This is a genomic window from Streptomyces sp. 35G-GA-8 (assembly GCF_023534745.1).
Classification (GTDB): domain Bacteria; phylum Actinomycetota; class Actinomycetes; order Streptomycetales; family Streptomycetaceae; genus Streptomyces.
In genome coordinates this window covers 94,246-112,782 of the sequence record NZ_JAMHJQ010000016.1, presented here as the reverse complement: position 1 = coordinate 112,782, position 18,537 = coordinate 94,246, and the positions used below count along the sequence as shown (strand labels likewise).

11 protein-coding genes, 2 pseudogenes and 1 CRISPR repeat array are annotated in these 18,537 nt (G+C 68.2%); of the genes and pseudogenes, 10 read left to right on the top strand and 3 right to left on the bottom strand.

Annotated elements, in window-relative coordinates; translation table 11 throughout:
* Positions 1–120 precede the first annotated feature (120 nt).
* Both M1203_RS31310 and M1203_RS31305 read right to left on the bottom strand, forming a co-directional pair.
* Positions 121–780: a Crp/Fnr family transcriptional regulator gene (locus M1203_RS31310; protein ID WP_249953201.1), complete on the bottom strand. Its 660-nt coding sequence runs from the start codon at positions 778–780 to the stop codon at positions 121–123.
* A 409-nt stretch (positions 781–1,189) separates the two neighbouring features.
* Positions 1,190–1,654, bottom strand: coding sequence for a tetratricopeptide repeat protein (locus M1203_RS31305; RefSeq protein WP_249953200.1), 465 nt, complete (start codon positions 1,652–1,654; stop codon positions 1,190–1,192).
* Positions 1,655–2,021: 367 nt separating this feature from the next.
* Here M1203_RS31305 and M1203_RS31300 point away from each other — a divergent pair, with 367 nt between their 5' ends.
* Positions 2,022–2,171, top strand: a complete 150-nt coding sequence (locus M1203_RS31300) for a hypothetical protein (protein WP_249953199.1) — start codon at positions 2,022–2,024, stop codon at positions 2,169–2,171.
* 48 nt (positions 2,172–2,219) lie between these two features.
* On the opposite strand, the pseudogene M1203_RS39330 reads toward M1203_RS31300, so the two are convergent.
* Positions 2,220–2,732: pseudogene (locus tag M1203_RS39330) on the bottom strand (regulator); the annotation flags it as partial.
* A 954-nt stretch (positions 2,733–3,686) separates the two neighbouring features.
* On the opposite strand from M1203_RS39330, the pseudogene M1203_RS31295 reads away from it, so the two are divergent.
* The 9 genes and pseudogenes from M1203_RS31295 to M1203_RS31255 all read left to right on the top strand — a co-directional run.
* A pseudogene (locus M1203_RS31295) lies at positions 3,687–4,448 on the top strand (tyrosine-type recombinase/integrase); the annotation flags it as partial.
* Between the two features lie 758 nt (positions 4,449–5,206).
* Positions 5,207–7,250: direct repeats of the CRISPR family, unit length 29 nt; unit sequence CTGCTCCCCGCGCCTGCGGGGATGGACCC.
* Between the two features lie 1,098 nt (positions 7,251–8,348).
* Entirely contained in the window at positions 8,349–12,926 is a 4,578-nt protein-coding gene (casA, locus tag M1203_RS31290; protein WP_249953198.1) for a type I-E CRISPR-associated protein Cse1/CasA, read from the top strand.
* Positions 12,923–13,663: a type I-E CRISPR-associated protein Cse2/CasB gene (gene casB, locus M1203_RS31285; protein WP_249953197.1), complete on the top strand. Its 741-nt coding sequence runs from the start codon at positions 12,923–12,925 to the stop codon at positions 13,661–13,663. The genes casA and casB overlap by 4 nt, the downstream gene beginning before the upstream one ends.
* Positions 13,660–14,877 (top strand): type I-E CRISPR-associated protein Cas7/Cse4/CasC, encoded by a 1,218-nt coding sequence (cas7e, locus tag M1203_RS31280; RefSeq protein WP_249953196.1) that lies wholly within the window; start codon positions 13,660–13,662, stop codon positions 14,875–14,877. The genes casB and cas7e overlap by 4 nt, the downstream gene beginning before the upstream one ends.
* Positions 14,874–15,614 carry a type I-E CRISPR-associated protein Cas5/CasD gene (cas5e, locus tag M1203_RS31275; RefSeq protein WP_249953195.1) on the top strand — a complete coding sequence of 247 codons (741 nt, stop codon included), beginning with the start codon at positions 14,874–14,876 and terminating at the stop codon, positions 15,612–15,614. Before cas7e ends, cas5e begins: the two co-directional genes overlap by 4 nt.
* On the top strand, positions 15,605–16,309 hold the full coding sequence (cas6e, locus tag M1203_RS31270; RefSeq protein WP_249953194.1) for a type I-E CRISPR-associated protein Cas6/Cse3/CasE: 705 nt from the start codon (positions 15,605–15,607) through the stop codon (positions 16,307–16,309). The genes cas5e and cas6e overlap by 10 nt, the downstream gene beginning before the upstream one ends.
* Positions 16,310–16,311: 2 nt before the next feature.
* Positions 16,312–17,289 (top strand): type I-E CRISPR-associated endonuclease Cas1e, encoded by a 978-nt coding sequence (cas1e, locus tag M1203_RS31265; RefSeq protein WP_249953193.1) that lies wholly within the window; start codon positions 16,312–16,314, stop codon positions 17,287–17,289.
* Complete coding sequence (gene cas2e, locus M1203_RS31260) at positions 17,286–17,672, top strand: type I-E CRISPR-associated endoribonuclease Cas2e (RefSeq protein ID WP_066955287.1); 387 nt, start codon at positions 17,286–17,288, stop codon at positions 17,670–17,672. The genes cas1e and cas2e overlap by 4 nt, the downstream gene beginning before the upstream one ends.
* Before the next feature lie 153 nt (positions 17,673–17,825).
* Positions 17,826–18,314: a hypothetical protein gene (locus tag M1203_RS31255; protein WP_249953192.1), complete on the top strand. Its 489-nt coding sequence runs from the start codon at positions 17,826–17,828 to the stop codon at positions 18,312–18,314.
* Positions 18,315–18,537: the final 223 nt, after the last annotated feature.

The window sequence follows — 18,537 nt, the reverse complement described above, 5'->3', positions numbered from 1 at the left end:
GAGAGGGCGCTTCGCGGGTGTCCCACGTCACAACGGCGGCGTACTCAGGCGGGGAAGCCCGCCCGCGGGCGGGCAGCGCTCATTCAGCGGAGGAGGAGAGAAGACCGTCGCTGTCGTAGTTCACGGTGCGGTCGTCGCCCAGTCGCGCAGCACCTTCATGTCCTTGATGACGATCGCCCGGCGGGCCGTCTCGACGGCGCCTGACTCCCGTAGCCGTTGCAGTCCTGTGATGGCGGCGTTGCGGGTTACGCCGATCGCCTGGGCGATCTCCTCCTGGCTCAGACCGGTCAGCCGTACGACGTCGGACTCGGCTCCGGGCGCGGTGAGTTCGACCAGCCGCAGGAGCGCCCGTGCCAGCCGCACGACCACCGGCAGGGTCAGCAGCTCGGTGCGGTGTGCGTCGGATTCGCGCAGCCGGGAGAGGGCCTGGCGCATCAAGTCCATGACGAGACCGCGCCGTTCGACGAACCGGCGGAACCTCTCCGCTTCCAGCACGACAGCCGTGCAGGGGGTGAGCGACACCACTTCCGCCGTACGTGGGGTGCCATTGAAGACGGACACCTCACCCAACAGGTCACCCGGCCCCCGGAAGGCCAGCCAGGTTACGACCCCGCCCGGCTCCCGGCACACGACCTTGGCCAGACCGTCGGTGAGGGCGAGCAGGTGCGTGCCCGCGGAGCCCTGTCTCAGCATCACGCTGCGCTCGCGAAAAGTGCGGATGGCTCCCTGCCCAAGCAGCTCACGCCATGCCTCGTCCGACAGCACCCGTCGCCTTCCCATCAGCCCTCTACACACGCCCGGCGTCGCCCCGTACGCGAGACCTCTTCACCCGTGCCTATCCTCAAAGAGTTCTACGCTGGGCCGACCGCTTCCGCCGAGAGTCGGGCGACCTTGTCCGAGAACGGCTCCACCTCGCACGCCACCACGCAGGCGCCTACTGCGCTGACGCGACGTGATGGCCCAGGTGAACGGTTATCTCGCCAGTCCGCCAGCGCACCCCTCTCGCGTTGGCTACAGTCCGGAGCGGAAAGGCTCCTGGGTGGTGCGCAACGTCGCCGGAACTAGGCATCTGTGAGCAAAAGGGCTGGTGAGGGCCAGCAAACAGGAAATGAGCCAGACAGCGCAGACAGATACCGGGCTCACTGCGACCAGAAAATACGGGTGCTGCACAGAATCGCTGTGCAGAGGCTCAGGATGTCCGATTCAAGCGTCGCAGAGACGACTCGGCCCGCTGTTGCATTTCTCGCGCCCTGGTAAATTCCCCCTGCTGAGTGAGGATCGAACTCATGTTGGCCAACGTGGTGACCAGGTTCTGATGGTCTCCGAGCTGCTGGAAGAGCTGCGCTCCTTCGCTGTAGCAACTCAGTGCGGTGTCCATCAGCCCGAGACCCATGTAGGCCCCGCCCATGTTCGCCAGTGCGATGCCGCGGTGATATCGACCGTCATCTCCGTCGGCGAGGTGCAGGGCCTCCTGGCAGACATCGAGTGCCTTGCGGTACCTACCCAAGAGAATCAGGGGGCCGCCCATGTTTCCTAGCGCGAGGGCTTCGGCGTGAGGGTCGCCGTATAGAGCGAATAGGCCGCCAGCCTGAGAAAAGTGGTTGACGGCCTTCTCCGGCCGACCGCTGGCCAGGTGGATTCGGCCGAGATGCATGATCGGTCCGGCTGCTTCGTAATAGCGACCAAACTGTTCGAAAAGCCAAACGGACCGGGCGTGCGCGCGTTCGGCGGTCTCCTTGTCGCCCGACGTGCTTGTAGAGCCGCAGTCTGGCCTTGTTCCGCTCGTTGTCCCGTGTCTGAGCGAGGATGCCGTGTTCCAAGGCGTGCAGCCGGACCAAGTCGTGCATGGACCAGCGGTCTTGGGGACCCTGCTTCAGGAGGTGGATGCGGGCCAGGCCCACCAGCAGTCGACGGGACACCGCCGTGCTCTCGCCGATCAGGGCAGCGGCCGCTGCGGTCGCCACGTCCGTTCCGGGACTACAACCCAGCAGGTGGAGTGCGCGAGCTTGATTCTGTGTCAAGTGCTGGTAGGACAGATCCAGGACCGCGCGCACTACCAGCGGCCTTCCCGAGCTGTCTACGTCGTCGTACGTCAGGACGTCCAGCCGACTGTGGGCTGCCGCCAGATCGGCAACTTGGTCGCGAAGCGGTCGTTCCCGCTCGTCCCGTAGCAACGCAGCCAGGACCACCAGGGCCAGCGGGAGACCCCCACACAGGTCGACGAGGCGACCAGCATCCTCGGCCTGCTCGACGAGCCGCTGGTCGTTCTCAGGTACCGGAGTGTCGATGCCCGGCGACTGCAGCGCTCGGGCCAGCAAGTCGAGACCCTCGCTCTGAGTCAGAGGATCTAGACGTATGTTCCCGAAAGGCAGGTCGGAGAGTTTCCGGCGTGATGTGACGAGCACACGGTGCGGGCCGGACGGCAACAGGTCTGCAATCTGGGCTGTCGCGTTCACATTGTCAAACACGACCAGTAGCGGGCGCTGCGAGTCTGACAAGCGCTCCAGACTTGCGTGCCATAGGGCCGACCGTCCCTCTCCGATCGGCGGCAGATCCTTGTTGCGAACTCCGACAGCTCGGAGCACACGCTCTGCCACGACTTGAGGCTTGAGGGGAGGTTCGTGACTGTAGCCGTGCACGTCAAGATAGATGATGCCGCCGGGAAACCAGCCCCTGTCGTGTGCCAGGCGCGCGGCCTGCAGGGCCAGGGTGGTCTTTCCCACTCCGGGCATTCCTACGATCGGTAGCACTGGGGCGTTGTTCGTTGCGGAGTCGTGTGCGGACGCCATCCACGACATGGTCCGGCGCAGTTCCTCGTGCCGGGCCGCGAAGATGAGCGGGCGGGCGGGCAGCGTGACGTGGTTTGGCTGCTCAGGGCTTCGGGGGGCTGACGGGCGGCCGCCCCGCTGAGCGTTGCGGTCCTGTCGCGCAGCGATGAGTAACTGGTGCCAGTCCGGTTCAGGCCCGGTTCGACGGCCACGATCGACCGCCTCCCGCTGAAGGAAGGTGACCAGGGATCCGAAGAAGGGTTGGAACCGTCTGCTCGGCACCGTCTTGCCAGTCAGCCAGTCAGCCAGTCATTCAGGGTGGACATTCCGGGAGCAGGGCCGGTGGACGGCATCCTTATCAGCTGATCGTGCGTGCAGCCGGCGGCCTCACGCAGGGTTCGCAACTCTGACCAGAAGCGGGTTGCCGCCCCTGTACCCATCCCGTACACCTCGCACCTTCCGGGGCTTAGGCGCCCCGGAAATCCGGAAATATTTGTCTGGCCACGGTATCCCGCTGGGTTCGGCGCAAGAGCAGCTCGCCGGAAACCTTCCGGAGGCGCGTTCATGGCTTTACCGCCAGGCCCTCGTCCGGCGGTTTTAGGCCGATGTGAGGAGTACTGCCGTGACTGCCCGCCGAAAGCCGTTCGTTTCCAACCGTCGCCTGCGCACGGTCCTGTGGCCTGTCAAGAGGAGGAGGAACAGAGCGCAGGGCCCGCGCCGGAGCTTCTGGTTTGGTGCAGCGAGGTCCGGCACTCTCACGCACCAGCGCCATGGATTCCAACAGGGATGGCGAGACCCTGACTCGCTGTCCGGGGCGATCCTGGTGTCGACAGTCAGCAGCCTGATTGTGGTGTTGCTCAGCATCGTCGTGGAGCGTCTCTCCCTTTGAGGGGCAGTGTCGCGGATGAGAGGTAGCCGTGGCGCGCGGAGCGGCTGCGGTCCACGGGCGGGACCGCGGTCGTCAAGTCGTACCGGCTGCTGAAAGCCGTTATGGAGACCGCGGTCGACGATGACATGATCCGCAAGAACCCGTGCCGTATCCGCGGCGCGGGACACGAAGAAGCGGATGAACGTCCCGTCGCGACGGTGGCCCAGGTCTTCGCTGTCGCCGATGTCATCGGACTGCGCTGGCGGCTGATGGTCCTCCTCGGAGCGTTCGCCTCGATGCGCCCTGAGGAACTCGCCGAACTCCGCCGAGGGGACATTGACCTCGACGCGGGCTCCCTCTGGGTGCGCCGTGCCGCGCCCGCGCTGAACACCGGACACCGCGTCATCGGCGACCCCAAGTCCCGCGCCGGCAAACGGGAGATCGTCCTGCCCGCCTTCCTGTACGAAGACCTCCGCCGTCACCTGGAATGGTTCGCCGAGCCAGGAGGCGACGGGCTGGTGTTCGTCGGAGAGAAGGGCGCGGCGCTGCGCGGTACGACCTTCGGGCGCAAGTGGCGAAGAGCCCGGGACCAGGCGGGCCTGCCCGATGGCTTCCGCTTCTACGATCTGCGGCACACCGGCAACACCCTCGCCGCCGACACGGAGGCCAAGCTGAAGGACCTCATGGTCCGCGCGGGCCAGTCCTCCGAGAAGGCACAGCTCATCTACCAGCACTCCACCAAGGAGCATCAGCGCCGGCTCGCCGCCGACATCGACCACGACGTCCGCCGCCAGACAGAGCCGACCCCACCAGAGCGGCAGCGGCGCGACCACTCACCCTCTCGTGCCACGCCCACCGGGGCCCGCCGCACAGGCCGCTCGGCGGCGGTAGTCCGAAGGACTGCCGCCTCCTACCGCAGAGTGAGGACGACAACAGCATTCGCTCCGCAGCGGATTCGCTCCCGCACAGCCCAGCCCGATCCAACTCTTATGACGCAGGTCACCCAAAGTGCGTCTCATTAAATGAGACGACGGGGTGTCAGGCGCCGCTTGAGGAGGTCCGAGAGCAACGTTCGGCCTGGTCGGAGGGGTCGCTATGGCACGCGAATGGCACGCGGCCGGAAAATGGTCTAGACAACAAAGGAGGCCCAAGTCGCTGACTTGGGCCCTCGTCATGGAGCGGGTGGCGAGAATCGAACTCGCGCTCTGAGCTTGGGCATCACGGGTGCCTTTGTGGTTCCCCTGCTGGTCAGGCGGGACTTATGTCCGGCGGCGGCTGAATCGTCGATGTCTTGCCTGGCCGTGGCTGACCACAGGATGCCGCTGTGAGTGGTGCGGAAGTGGTGCAGTGGAGGGAGGGTGTCGGGGTTCGACATCTTCCCTCGACCAGGCTCGGCCCGCACGACGTTTCCGGGCTCTTGGGCGGGAGGCTGGTGGCGGTCTGTGGGCGGCCGTAACCTGTTCGCTGGAGAGCCGTGCGCAACTAGTTGGCCGATTTACCCTATTTGTCGCTCTCGTTGCAGTTGGTTCAAAGCGGCCTTGCTCGCTAGGAAACCTGCTGGTCACGCACACTGCTCCCCGCGCCTGCGGGGATGGACCCGACTGATCGACCGCGCCCGGCCGCTCGAAGTGCTGCTCCCCGCGCCTGCGGGGATGGACCCGGGGCAGGGGATCGGGGGTGTGCTCGGACGGGCTGCTCCCCGCGCCTGCGGGGATGGACCCGAGAACTGAGAGGAGATCAGCACGTGAGCGACCTGCTCCCCGCGCCTGCGGGGATGGACCCAGTCGAAGAACACGCTGGAATCCCTCAGGACGCTGCTCCCCGCGCCTGCGGGGATGGACCCATCAGTCTGCCGGGACTGATCAGCCGCTACGGCTGCTCCCCGCGCCTGCGGGGATGGACCCAACGCATCGGCCGCGGAAGACCTGGTGGTGGCCTGCTCCCCGCGCCTGCGGGGATGGACCCACGATCTCAGCAGCGGCGCACAGTCCCGGGATCTGCTCCCCGCGCCTGCGGGGATGGACCCCCGGCGAGGATCACGTGCACGAGGTTCGTTTTCTGCTCCCCGCGCCTGCGGGGATGGACCTGAGCTGGGTGTCGACATGCCCACGATCATGGACTGCTCCCCGCGCCTGCGGGGATGGACCTGCCTCGTCCCCGCCCAGCTGGTCGTTCGAGCTCTGCTCCCCGCGCCTGCGGGGATGGACCCGCCATCAGCTCTTCGGCGTCTTCTCGTTGCATCTGCTCCCCGCGCCTGCGGGGATGGACCCACGTTGCGCGGCTCGGACCCGTACGTACCGGACTGCTCCCCGCGCCTGCGGGGATGGACCCAGCCACCACAACACCCCAACACCCATCCGCAACTGCTCCCCGCGCCTGCGGGGATGGACCCTTCAGCGGCGTCGACCAGGCCCGGCAGGTGATCTGCTCCCCGCGCCTGCGGGGATGGACCCAAGGCCGTCAAGGAGGGCTGGCAGCCGTGCTGCTGCTCCCCGCGCCTGCGGGGATGGACCCGTCCACCACTGGATGCTCGCCGACGTCACCGCCTGCTCCCCGCGCCTGCGGGGATGGACCCTCCGGCTCCGCAACAGCAGCGAGCACTCGCCACTGCTCCCCGCGCCTGCGGGGATGGACCCGCCATCGACACGGCGGGCGGCCGTGACTCCGGCTGCTCCCCGCGCCTGCGGGGATGGACCCGCGTCCGGACAGGTCTACACGACCGCCCCGACCTGCTCCCCGCGCCTGCGGGGATGGACCCACCGGTCGCCACCACGCCGAAGCACCAGCCCACTGCTCCCCGCGCCTGCGGGGATGGACCCTCATGGGCGCTGTCCGTCGGCTCCGGCGGCGGCTGCTCCCCGCGCCTGCGGGGATGGACCCTCGCCGTGGCGCTGGTCGGCGAGCAGCTGGCGCTGCTCCCCGCGCCTGCGGGGATGGACCCAACCGTGGGGGGGTGGGGAAGTCGGACGTGACCTGCTCCCCGCGCCTGCGGGGATGGACCCTCCTCCCTCGCCCGTTTGGCCTGGTCCCGTACCTGCTCCCCGCGCCTGCGGGGATGGACCCGCGACCGCGTCAGCCTGGATGAACGGGAACGGCTGCTCCCCGCGCCTGCGGGGATGGACCCGTCCCGGCAGAGGAGGGCGAGTCCAATCTGAGCTGCTCCCCGCGCCTGCGGGGATGGACCCGGGGTCAGATGCGCAGGGCGGCGACGGTGACGCTGCTCCCCGCGCCTGCGGGGATGGACCCACCCGTCATCTGCCCAGCGCACCAACCCCGGACTGCTCCCCGCGCCTGCGGGGATGGACCCGGGTACGGCGATGGCTCCGGCGGCGATGAGGGCTGCTCCCCGCGCCTGCGGGGATGGACCCGGCCTGCGCTGGCCTGGCGACGGCAAGGGCGACTGCTCCCCGCGCCCGCGGGGATGGACCCAGCTCCCAGATCTTCTCCAGGCCCTCGTACGGCTGCTCCCCGCGCCTGCGGGGATGGACCCGCCGACGCGGTCGCCTGGGCTCACGAGACCCGCTGCTCCCCGCGCCCGCGGGGATGGACCCGCCGAGGACGGGGGCGCCCGGCAAGGCTGGTGTCTGCTCTCCCGCGCTTGCGGAGGATGGGCCTAACTTGTCAGATTCCGAGCCGGTGGAGTCGCGTGGGGTGCCGTTCCTGGTTGAGCGGAAACCAGAGGTTTTTCCTAGGTGAGGCGAACGCTTCCCTGGCGATTGGCGGGCTTCCAAAGACAGGCGCACACAGGCAAGCCGTGGATTTGGCGCTGGGGATCCGCAGGACTGGTGACCGGCCGGACCCGCGAGATGTCCGGGTTCGTGCACGGGTGCGACGTGAGCGAGGGCGCCATGGCAGCACGGACTCTCCGGACCCCGGCTCTGACGCTCGACGGATTGCACCACCAGCCGAGCAGGTAAATGACGATTGCCGGGCAGAGCTGCGAGACGGGCGCAACAACTCCAACGGTCATTTTCTCCGCCAAACATTTAAGTCGCATTATCGATGACCTGCGTACTGGCATGGCACAACCCGGCCTGACGTTTGGGCCATGGCGGACGCTACCCATGAATCGTGAGCGTGCGCTATCGCCGCGCCGTGGGTGAGATGTCTGAACGCTTATTTCTAGCGTTGCTGGCTATTGAATCCTGGCGTTGCCGCTTGTGATTCCCGGATGGTTTGGTGCGGGGATTACCTCGCTCTGCCGGTGAGCGTGATGCTAATCCCCGCAGGCGCGGGGAGCAGGCGGATAATAAGAGTGGAACGTAAATTTCTAGCGGGTACATCCGGTTTGCTCCGGATCCTGAATATTCCCGCCGGTATAACCGGGCCACCGTTCGCACGCGGTTCTCGTGCGCTCATGGCTCCAGCCAATTTCCCCGCATCGGCGGGGAGCAGATCTTGGGTCAACCGTAATCGATCCAAACCTGTTGGCGGGTACTTGGGTCTATCGGGAGAGCGGACGCATCCTTGATGGCCGTCTCGTCGTGCGCTGTCGCGCTGTCCGCGTTCCGTTGAGTCTGCCTATATTTGACCGATCCTGATCGATTCGCCGAACGTAGCGCACGCTCCACGCGGCGCCCTGTTAAATGACCGCCGTGCGTAACGACAGGGCTCAGCCCGCAAGTCTCGGTGGCCGGTTGACGGCTGCTGCCCGGACCGTGTGGGCCAAGCACGATCGGACCACGGGGAAGTGGCTGCCCTTGTGGCGGCACATGGCTGACAGCGCTGCCGTTGCCGGGCTGTTGTGGGAGCACTGGTTGCCGCGCAATGTGAAGGGAATGGTGGCGGAGGTCCTTCCCGGGGGAGAGGACGACGGGCGGCGTCTGGCCGTGTGGCTGGCGGGAACACACGACATCGGAAAGTGCACGCCGGCTTTCGCCTGCCAAGTGGAGGAGCTGGCACAGGTGATGGCGTCCGCCGGTTTCGGGATGCGTACCCAGAAACAATTCGGTGACGATCGACGGATGGCTCCGCACGGGCTTGCCGGCCAGATACTGCTCCAAGAATGGCTTGAGGAGCGGCATGGATGGACCCGCCGGGCCTCGGCCCAGTTCTCCGTGATGGCAGGAGGCCACCACGGTGTCCCGCCGGATCACATGCAGATCCACAACCTCGACGCTCACCCGGAGTTGTTGCGGACTCCCGGCCCGGCGGAGGCCGTCTGGGCGCGCGTGCAGAACGAGCTGCTGGACGCGTGCGCGGAAGTGTTCCAGGTGGACGATCGGCTCGGCGACTGGCAGAAAGTGAAGCTGCCGCAGACAGTTCAGGTGTTGCTCACCGCCGTGGTGATCGTGTGTGACTGGATCGCCAGCAATCCTGACCTTTTTCCTTACTTTCCCGAAGAGCACTCCCGTAGTGATGCCGAACGGGTGGCTGCGGCATGGGAAGGTCTGAGGCTCCCGGCTCCCTGGGCGCCGGTCGAACCACCTGAACACGTTGACGAGTTGTTCGGTTCGCGCTTCGCGCTTCCCCCCGGCGCGTCAGTGAGGCCCGTACAAGAACAGGCCGTTGCGATGGCCCGCGATATGACACGGCCGGGAATGCTCGTCATCGAGGCGCCCATGGGGGAGGGGAAGACCGAAGCGGCGCTCGCGGTGGCAGAGGTGTTCGCTGCTCGCTCAGGTGCGGGTGGATGCTACGTCGCGCTGCCCACCATGGCGACCAGCAACGCCATGTTCCCGCGGCTGTTGGACTGGCTCGACCGGCTTCCGGGGTTCGTACCGCCCGCGCCGGACGCGCCCTCGGCCAGCGGCGAGCGGTCGGTACTGCTGGCCCACGCCAAGGCGGCGCTCCAGGAGGACTACGCCCTTCTGATGCGGGAAAGCCACCGCACCATCGCCGCCGTGGACGCGTACGGCGCCGACGAGCGCCCTGCCGCCCCGGTGGCTTCCGCCGGGGCCGCCCCAACCGGGCTGATCTCCGCCGAAGGGAAGGCCGCGTCCGCCGACCTCGTCGCACACCAATGGCTGCGAGGCCGCAAGAAGGGGCTGCTCGCCTCATTCGCGGTCGGGACGATCGACCAGTTGCTGATGACCGGCCTGAAGAGCCGGCACTTGGCGCTGCGGCACCTGGCCATGGCCGGCAAGGTCGTCGTCGTCGACGAAGTGCACGCCTACGACGCGTACATGAACACCTACCTCGACCGTGTGCTGTCGTGGCTGGGGGCCTATCGCGTTCCGGTGATCGTCCTGTCGGCGACACTTCCTGCCTCCCGGCGGAGGGAGTTGGCGGAGGCGTATACGGGCGCCGACGCCGCGGACGTGGCAGCCGCATCCGGTTACCCGCTGCTGACCGCGGTGGCCCCCGGTGCGGTATCCGTGACGGCGTCGCCCGCCGCCTCCGGCCGTCGTACCGACGTGGAGTTGGAGCGTCTCGATGACGACGTGAGCGTGCTGGCCGACCGGTTGGTCGAGGAACTGGCCGACGGGGGCTGTGCCTTGGTTGTCCGCAACACCGTCGACCGGGTGACGGACACCGCGGCCGTACTACGGGAGAGGTTCGGCGCTGAGCACGTCACCGTGGCGCATGCGCGCTTCATCGACGTCGACCGAGCCCGTAAGGACGCGTCACTGCTGGCCCGCTTCGGAGCGCCGGACCACGACGGCACGTCCCCGCAACGACCGTTCGGGGCGCACATCGTGGTGGCCAGCCAAGTGGCCGAGCAGTCGCTGGATGTGGACTTCGATCTGCTGGTGACCGACCTGTGCCCGGTGGACCTGCTGCTCCAGCGGATGGGGCGACTGCACCGCCACCCGCGTGGCGAGCACCAGAGCGAGCGTCCGCCACGCTTGCGGCGGCCTCGCTGCCTGGTGACCGGTGTCGACTGGCAGACGCGGCCTGCTCCCGAACCCGTACGAGGTTCGCGCACCGTCTACGGTGCCTACCCTTTGCTGCGTTCCCTTGCCGTCCTGGCCCCGTACTTGGGCACCGGAGACGGCCCGGCCCGGCCGGTACGCCTGCCGGAGGACATCTGCCCGCTCGTCCAGCGGGCCTACGGCGCGGACGAGCCCTGTCCACCGCAGTGGGCAGAGACTGTCGGCCAGGCACGCGCCGCGCATGAAGAGGTCAGTGCCGGACAGCGGCAGAAGGCCCGCGTTTTCCGGTTGGACGAGGTACGCAAGGCCGGGCGACCGCTCATCGGCTGGATCGACGCCGGTGTCGGGGACGCGGACGACAGTCGGGCCGGACGGGCACAGGTCCGTGACAGCCGGGAGAGTCTGGAGGTCCTGGTCGTGATGCGCCGGGCCGACGGGACTCTGTGCACCTTGCCCTGGCTGGACAAGGGCCGGGGCGGTCTCGACCTGCCGACCGACGCGGTGCCGTCGGCTCGCGCCGCGCGTGCGGCCGCCGCGAGCGGTCTGCGGTTGCCGTACCACTTCTCCTTCCCCAACGAATTGGAACGGGCTCTCGCCGAACTGGAGGAGCTCTACATCCCGGCCTGGCAGGAGAAGGAGAGCCACTGGCTCGCCGGGGAGTTGGTCCTCGCGCTCGACGAGGATTGCCGGGCCTCGTTGGCGGGGTGGTACCTGTCCTACGACCCGGACGAAGGACTTCTGGTGACCCGGGACGAACCGAGCAAGAAGGAGGAACTGGTGCGGCGGAGCGAAGCACCGTCCTTCGACTTGACCAACCGCCCCTGGCTACCGGTGCAGTTCACCGACGGCCAGAAGCGTGAGCTGTCGTTACTGGAGCTGTTCGACCAGGCCGGCGACATCCGTCGGCTCGTCGGGGATCTCCCGACCCAGGACTTCGCCCTGATCCGCCTGCTCCTGGCGATCCTCCATGACGCGCTCGGCGACGACCCGGAGGACGGCCAGACCCCGGCCGACACCGAGGCGTGGGGCGAACTGTGGCTGGAGGAAGCACCGTTCGCGCCGGTCGCCGACTATCTGGACCGCTACCGCGAGCGGTTCGACCTGTTGCATCCGGAACGTCCCTTCTTCCAGGTCGCCGAGTTGCGTACGGCCAAGGACGAGATCTCTTCGCTCAACCGCCTCGTGGCCGATGTGCCCAACGGCGAGCCGTTCTTCAGCATGAGAAGGCCGGGCGTCGACCGGCTCGGCTTCGCGGAGGCAGCCCGCTGGCTGGTCCATACCCAGGCGTTCGATTCGTCGGGCATCAAGTCGGGTGCCGTGGACGATCCTCGGGTGAAGGCGGGCAAAGGCTATCCGCAGGGCTTGGCCTGGGCGGGGAATCTTGGTGGGATTCTGATCGAGGGGGACACTCTCCGCGAGACGCTGCTGCTCAACCTCATGGCCGCGGACATGACCGGTCGGCATACGGACAGGGCCGACCGGCCGGCCTGGCGGGCGGCGCCCTGCGGGCCGGCCGAGGCGAAGGATCTCTCACAACGACCCTACGGTGTAAGGGACCTGTACACCTGGCAGTCCCGTCGCATCCGGCTGCACCACGACACCGACGGCGTTCACGGTGTTGTGCTGGCCTACGGCGACCGCCTCGAACCGCACAACAAGCAGGGATACGAGCCCATGACGGGCTGGCGGCGCAGCCCCGCGCAGGAGAAGAAGCGCGGAGAGCCGCTGGTGTATCTGCCCCAGGAGCACGACCCGTCGCGGACGGCCTGGCGCGGTCTGAAGGGGCTGCTCGCTGGCCAGGAGCAGGGGACCGCGATGCGGCAGGACGGGGCCCAACGTCTCACGCCCGGAATTGTGGAGTGGGTCGCACGGCTCGCGACCGAAGGGTTCCTGCCGCATCGGCACCTGATCCGCACCCGCGTCGTCGGCGCGAAATACGGAACCCAGCAGTCGGTGATCGACGAGGTGGTGGACGACGGGGTGCTGATGCCCGTGGTCCTTCTCCACCGCGACGACCGGCGTTACGGACAGAGGGCCCTGGACGGGCTCAAGGATGCGGAAGAGGCTGTCCAGGTGCTCGGCGACCTCGCCGCCGACCTCGCCCTGGCAACCGGCTCCGATCCCGAGCCGCGTAAGAACGCGGCACGTGACCTGGGATTCGGCACCCTCGACACCCCGTACCGCCACTGGTTGAGGGAACTCGGCACGGCTTCCGACCCGGATCGACAGCGCGACCGCTGGAAACGGGACCTGCGCCGCATCGTCGGGGACCTCGGCGCCGGGCTGCTGGACGACGCGGGGCTCGCCGCGTGGGAGGGCCGCGTCGTGGAGGCCCGGGGCGGACCGCGCTGGCTGAACGACGCCGCGGCCGAATCACGCTTCCGCACCCGGCTCGGTCGGCTCCTGACCACCGACAGCGACGGCCCCCCACCTTCGACGCCCGCCCAGCCCGCTTCTGTGGAGTCCCCGGCATGACCGCCACCGTTTCTACCGCCGCAACCGTCTCCGCCCCAGGAACCGGCCCCCGGCAGGCACCGCTCGGTCCTGTCGGCGCTGCCGTCCACCAGCACATCAACGCTCTACAGCGTGGCTATCTGGACGACCGGAGTGACGCGGTAAGCACCCTGGCCCGGCTGCGGCGTGGCATCGGCTGCTCCGCCGGGGAGGCACCCGATCTGTGGGGTCTGATCGGCACCGAACCGCTGTACGCGCGTTACGAACGTGGCGAGGTGGCCGAAGAGGCGATGTGCTGGGCCGAGGAGGCGGCGTACGCAGCGGTCACCCTGTGGTCGCTGCACCAGCAGTCCCACCGCATCGCCCGCATGCACCGCAGACCCGGTCCCGAACTCGGCTCAGCCGTACGCCGGTTGCATCCCGGTCCCGAGATCGACGAGCCCACACGTAAACGCTTCGTCCGCGTCGGCACCGCCGCCACCCCCGCCGTGCTTGCCGGACGGCTGCGCGACCTCGTTCTCCTGCTCCGCCGCGACACGATCCCACTCGATTACGCGCTGCTCGCCGACCAGCTCCACACCTGGCAACAGCCGGGCGGATCTACGTCGGTGCGTCGCTCCTGGGGCCGCTCCTACCTCGCGGTCCACCGGCCCCCGTCCGTCGGGGGCATGGCGGAGGCCGGAAACAGCACGGCGGAAGCCGGACAGAACACACCGGACGATCCCGACACCACCACCCCAGAGGACGACACCCCGTGAGCCGCACCATCATCGACGTGCACGTCCTGCAAACCGTGCCGCCGAGCAACCTCAACCGCGACGACACCGGAACCCCGAAGACCGCCATGTACGGCGGCGTGCGCCGAGCCCGGGTATCCAGCCAGGCGTGGAAGAAGGCCACCCGCCGGGCGTTCGGGAAACTGCTGGACCCGGACGAACTGGGTGTCCGTACCCGCCGGGTCGCTGAGCTGCTCGCCGAGCGGATCACTGCCGAAGAGCCCTCGCTCGAAGGTTCCGTCTCCTTGGCCCTCGCCGCCGAGACGCTGTCCGCCGCGACAGGGGCGAAGATCGAGGTGCCCCGGAGAAAGGCGGAGAGCGCCAAGAAGAGAGGCGAGCCCGAGCCACCACCCGAGTCCTCCTACTTGATGTTCCTCAGCTCCCGCCAGTTCCACGGCCTGGCCCGGCTCGCGGTCGACGGTGCCGATGACATCAAGGCGTATCTGAAGGTCAAGGAGAACAAGCAGAAGGCCCGGGAGATCGCCGACACCCGGCACTCGGTGGACATCGCGCTGTTCGGAAGGATGGTCGCCGACTCGTCTGACCTCAGCGTCGACGCCGCAGCCCAGGTCGCGCACGCCATCAGTGTCCACCAGGTCGAGAACGAACCCGACTATTACACGGCGGTGGACGACCAGAACGAGAAGGATGAAGAGTCCGGTGCCGGCATGATCGGCGTGGTCGACTTCAACTCGGCCACGCTCTACCGCTACGCGGCGCTCGACGTGGACCGGCTCCGGGAGAACCTGGGTCTCGGCCTGCGTGCCGACGAGCCGCTGGACGAGCCGGTACTCAGGGCGGTGAGGGCCTTCGTACAAGGCTTTGTGTCTTCCATGCCCACCGGGAAGATCAACACTTTCGGCAACCACACCCTTCCCGAAGCGGTCGTCGTCACCCTCCGCTCGGCCCGGCCGATCAGCTTTGTCACCGCATTCGAGGAGCCTGTCCTCGCTCCTCAGGGGGGCGGCCACCTGCGCGGTGCGTGTGCCCAACTGCTCGCGTACGTCTCCGACATCGAGAAGGCGTACGAGGTCACAGGCGACCCGAGCTGGGTGCTGCGCGCCGGGGCGGCCACCGAGCCGCTGGCAGCGCTCGGCACCGAGGTCACCATGGGCGGGCTGCTCGACGCGGTGGGCACAGCGGTTGCCGCCCGGCTGACCGGTACGGAGCCACAGGGACGGATCCGTTCCGCATGAGCGAACACACCAGGGTACTGACACTGCGCCTGGCCGGCCCGCTCCAGTCCTGGGGGGTGTCCTCCCGCTTCTCGCGGCGTACGACGGAACGCGCACCCACCAAGAGCGGTGTGCTGGGACTCCTCGCCGCGGCCCTGGGCCGCGATCGCAGCGCCGATGTCTCCGATCTGGCGGCTCTCGCCTTCGCCGTTCGGCTCGACCAGCCGGGCACCCGAGTACGCGACTACCAGACCGCGCGCCATGGTGACACCGGGAAGCCCATGCCGGTCTCCGAACGCTTCTACCTCTCCGACGCGGTTTTCGTCGCCGCCGTCGAGGGGGAGTCAGCGCTGATCGAAGCCCTGTACGAGGCGGTCCGGGCCCCGGTGTATCTGCCGTACCTCGGCCGCCGTTCCTGTCCGCCTTCCCGTCCGATCGATCTGGGTGTCCATCGGAGGGGCCTGTGGCGGGCCTTGCGTACAGAACCCTGGCAGGCATCCCCCTGGGTCCAGCGCCGTCGTACCCGTGAGCGACGCGTCGAACTCGAAGTGATCGCCGATCCGGTGGTCGGCCATGGTCCCGGCGACGCGGTACGGGACCAGCCGCTCAGCTTTGACCCCCGCCACCGACGGTACGCCCTGCGCACCGTCGAATCGGGTGCCGTCACTGTCCCCAATCTGCTGAGTACCTCCCGCCGTGCCTTCGTACCGTCGAACCATGATCCGATGCGGCCACTGAAAGACCGACCATGTTCCTGACCCGATTCCGCTTCAACACCGCACGCATGGGTGCCCGCCGCCTCCTCACTGCTCCTCAGAGCCTGCACGCCGCGGTGATGGCGTCCTTCGCTGAGAAGGTCGATCACCAGGGTGGCGGCCCCCGGGTGCTGTGGCGGCTGGACCAGGACTCGCGGAGCGACGTACTGCTCTACATCGTCAGCCCGCACCGGCCCGACCTCACGCATCTGGTGGAGCAGGCCGGCTGGCCGACGACGGGCAGCTGGCAGACCGCGCCCTACGCCCCCTTCCTCGCCCGGCTCGCCCCTGACGACACGTGGGCCTTCAGGCTCACTGCAAATCCCGTGCACAGTACCCGTCGGCATGCCGCCGAGCCGACGAAGCGCACCGCGCATGTCACCCCGCGCCACCAACTGGACTGGCTGCTCAAGCGGCAGACCGATGCCGGCTTCGCGATCGTGGAACGACCGGAACGCCTGCCGGACGGACGCGACGGCGTCTGGCGCGAGGTCGTTGTCCACAACCGTCACGACCTCACGTTCGGCAAGAAGGACCAGTCCGACGGCCGCGCGCACGAGGTGAAGCTGACGCGCGTCACGTACGACGGCCGCCTCCGGGTCCTCGACCCGGACACGCTGCGCCGCACCCTCACCGTCGGCCTCGGCAAGGCCAAGGCGTACGGCTGCGGGCTCATGACGCTCGCCCCGGCGGAGTAGCGGTGACCACCGTCGGCAGGCGTCCGGCCGCCGGCCCGCGACAACTCACCCGTGTCGGTGACCGCTTGTCCTTCGTCTATCTCGAACGCTGCGTCGTGCACCGCGACGCCAACGCCATCACCGCCGAGGACGCCGACGGCGTCACCCACATCCCCTCCGCGACCATCGGCACCCTGCTCCTGGGGCCGGGCACTCGGATCACGCACCAGGCCATGGCTGTTCTGGGTGAGAGCGGAGCCGTGGTGGTGTGGGTCGGCGAGCAAGGGGTTCGGTTCTACGCCGGCGGCCGGGCACTGAGCCGTTCCTCCGGCCTCGTCGAGGCGCAAGCGGTCGCGTGGGCCAACCAGCGGACCAGGCTCGATGTCGCGAGAGCCATGTACCGGCTGCGCTTCCCAGACGAGGAGCCCGCGGGCTGCACCCGGCGCCAACTTCTGGGGCGCGAGGGCGACCGGGTCAAGCGCTGTTACGCGGAGCAGGCCGCCCGTACTGGAGTCGCCTGGTGCGGTCGGCGGTTCACGCCCGGCGACTTCGGCTCCGGCGACCCGCCCAACCAGGCCGTCACCGCCGCCGCTCAGTGCATGTACGGCATCGCGCAGACGGTGGTCGCGGCGTTGGGGTGCAGCCCGGGGCTCGGGTTCGTCCACTCGGGCCACGAACTGTCCTTCGTCCTCGACGTCGCCGACTTCTACAAGACAGACATCGGCATCCCGGTCGCCTTCGACGTGGCCGCCGAAGGCCCTGAGGACATCGGGTCCCGCACGCGCCGGGCGCTTCGCGACCGGATCAACACCACCGGGCTGCTGGACCGGTGCGTACGTGACATCCAGGCGCTGTTCGCACCTGTGGGTGCCACTCTTGCGGACGGCGGCGACCGCGTCCTACTCCTCTCCGACAAGGGTGCGGAGGTGGCGGCCGGCCGCAACTACGGAGACGAGGAGGCGAGGCAGGACGCCCTCGTACAGGGCGGTGTCATCTGGTGACCGTCATCGTCCTGACCCACTGTCCTGTGGGCCTGCGCGGCTTTCTCACCCGCTGGCTCCTGGAGATCTCTCCCGGCGTTTTTCTCGGCAACCCCAGCGCACGTATCCGCGACGCCTTGTGGGACGAGGTCCGCCAGTACGCGGGGAACGGCCGCGCCCTTCTCGCGTACTCCACCAACTCCGAGCAGGGCTATACCTTCCGCACCCACGACCACAAATGGCACCCCGTGGACCACGAGGGACTGACCCTGATCCTCCGCCCGTCGGAACGACCCGCTCCTGGAAGCGCGTCTTCTGCGGTGGATGCGGGTTCATCCGGCACGTCGGGCTGGAGCAAGGCGTCCAAGCGCCGAAGATTCGGCAGCCGCAACCGCAACCCATAGCCGCACCACGAACACGCTGGGCGACGGCTCTCCGTCTGTCCGCACGAGGTGCGGTTAACGCTGACCGCTCCGGGTTCCGGCCGATGGGTGCTGCCTGAGTGCGTTAGCCCGGCCGCCCCCCGCCGTGGCTCTTTGATGAGGGGCCAGCCCATCGTGGACGATCTTCAACTGCTGCACTGTCCGAGCGGAAGACATGCCTGCCGTCCGAATCAGCCCGATCGCCTTCTTCGTGGCTTCCACACTGTGGTCGATGTCCCCTGCGCCGAAGGCTGCGGTCGCGAGCCGGCCGAGGCACATGCCTCTGTTCCGCGACTGAGCGCGCACCGTCTGACCGAGGTCGAGGCGGCACATCCCCTCCAAACAGACCAGTTCAGCTTGGTTGAGGAACAGTGTCCAATCAGGATCCCGGTCGTCCGTCCCGCGCTCCCGGTTGGTCGGGCGGTCCACCAAAGCGCGAGGGTCGGCCTCCCTGTAGACGTTCGCGCCCTCACCGCTTCCGCTCGGCAGCTCGGCGCCGATCTGGCCTCGACGCTGGAGCGGCAGAAGGAGGTCGCGGCCGGACTCGACGCCCGTGTGAGCGCGGAACGGCATGACGTGGCCGAGGCCAAGGCAAGCGGTGCGGAAGTGGTGCGCCGGGCCTGACGCTGGACTGGCCGACCGTTCGGGGGCTGACGTGACGCGGCGTCAGCCCCCGAACTGGCGTCTCGTCACGCTGAGTGCTCGACCCTGTCCGCCCGACGGCTGTCCACTTCGGCACCAACACGGCTTTCCAGCAGTCATGTTGGCTGATGCGGGTGCTCATGCCGCGATCAACAGCCGCGACGGTCAGTAGTTTTGGGGCGGCTAGAGGTGTGGCGCGCGTCAC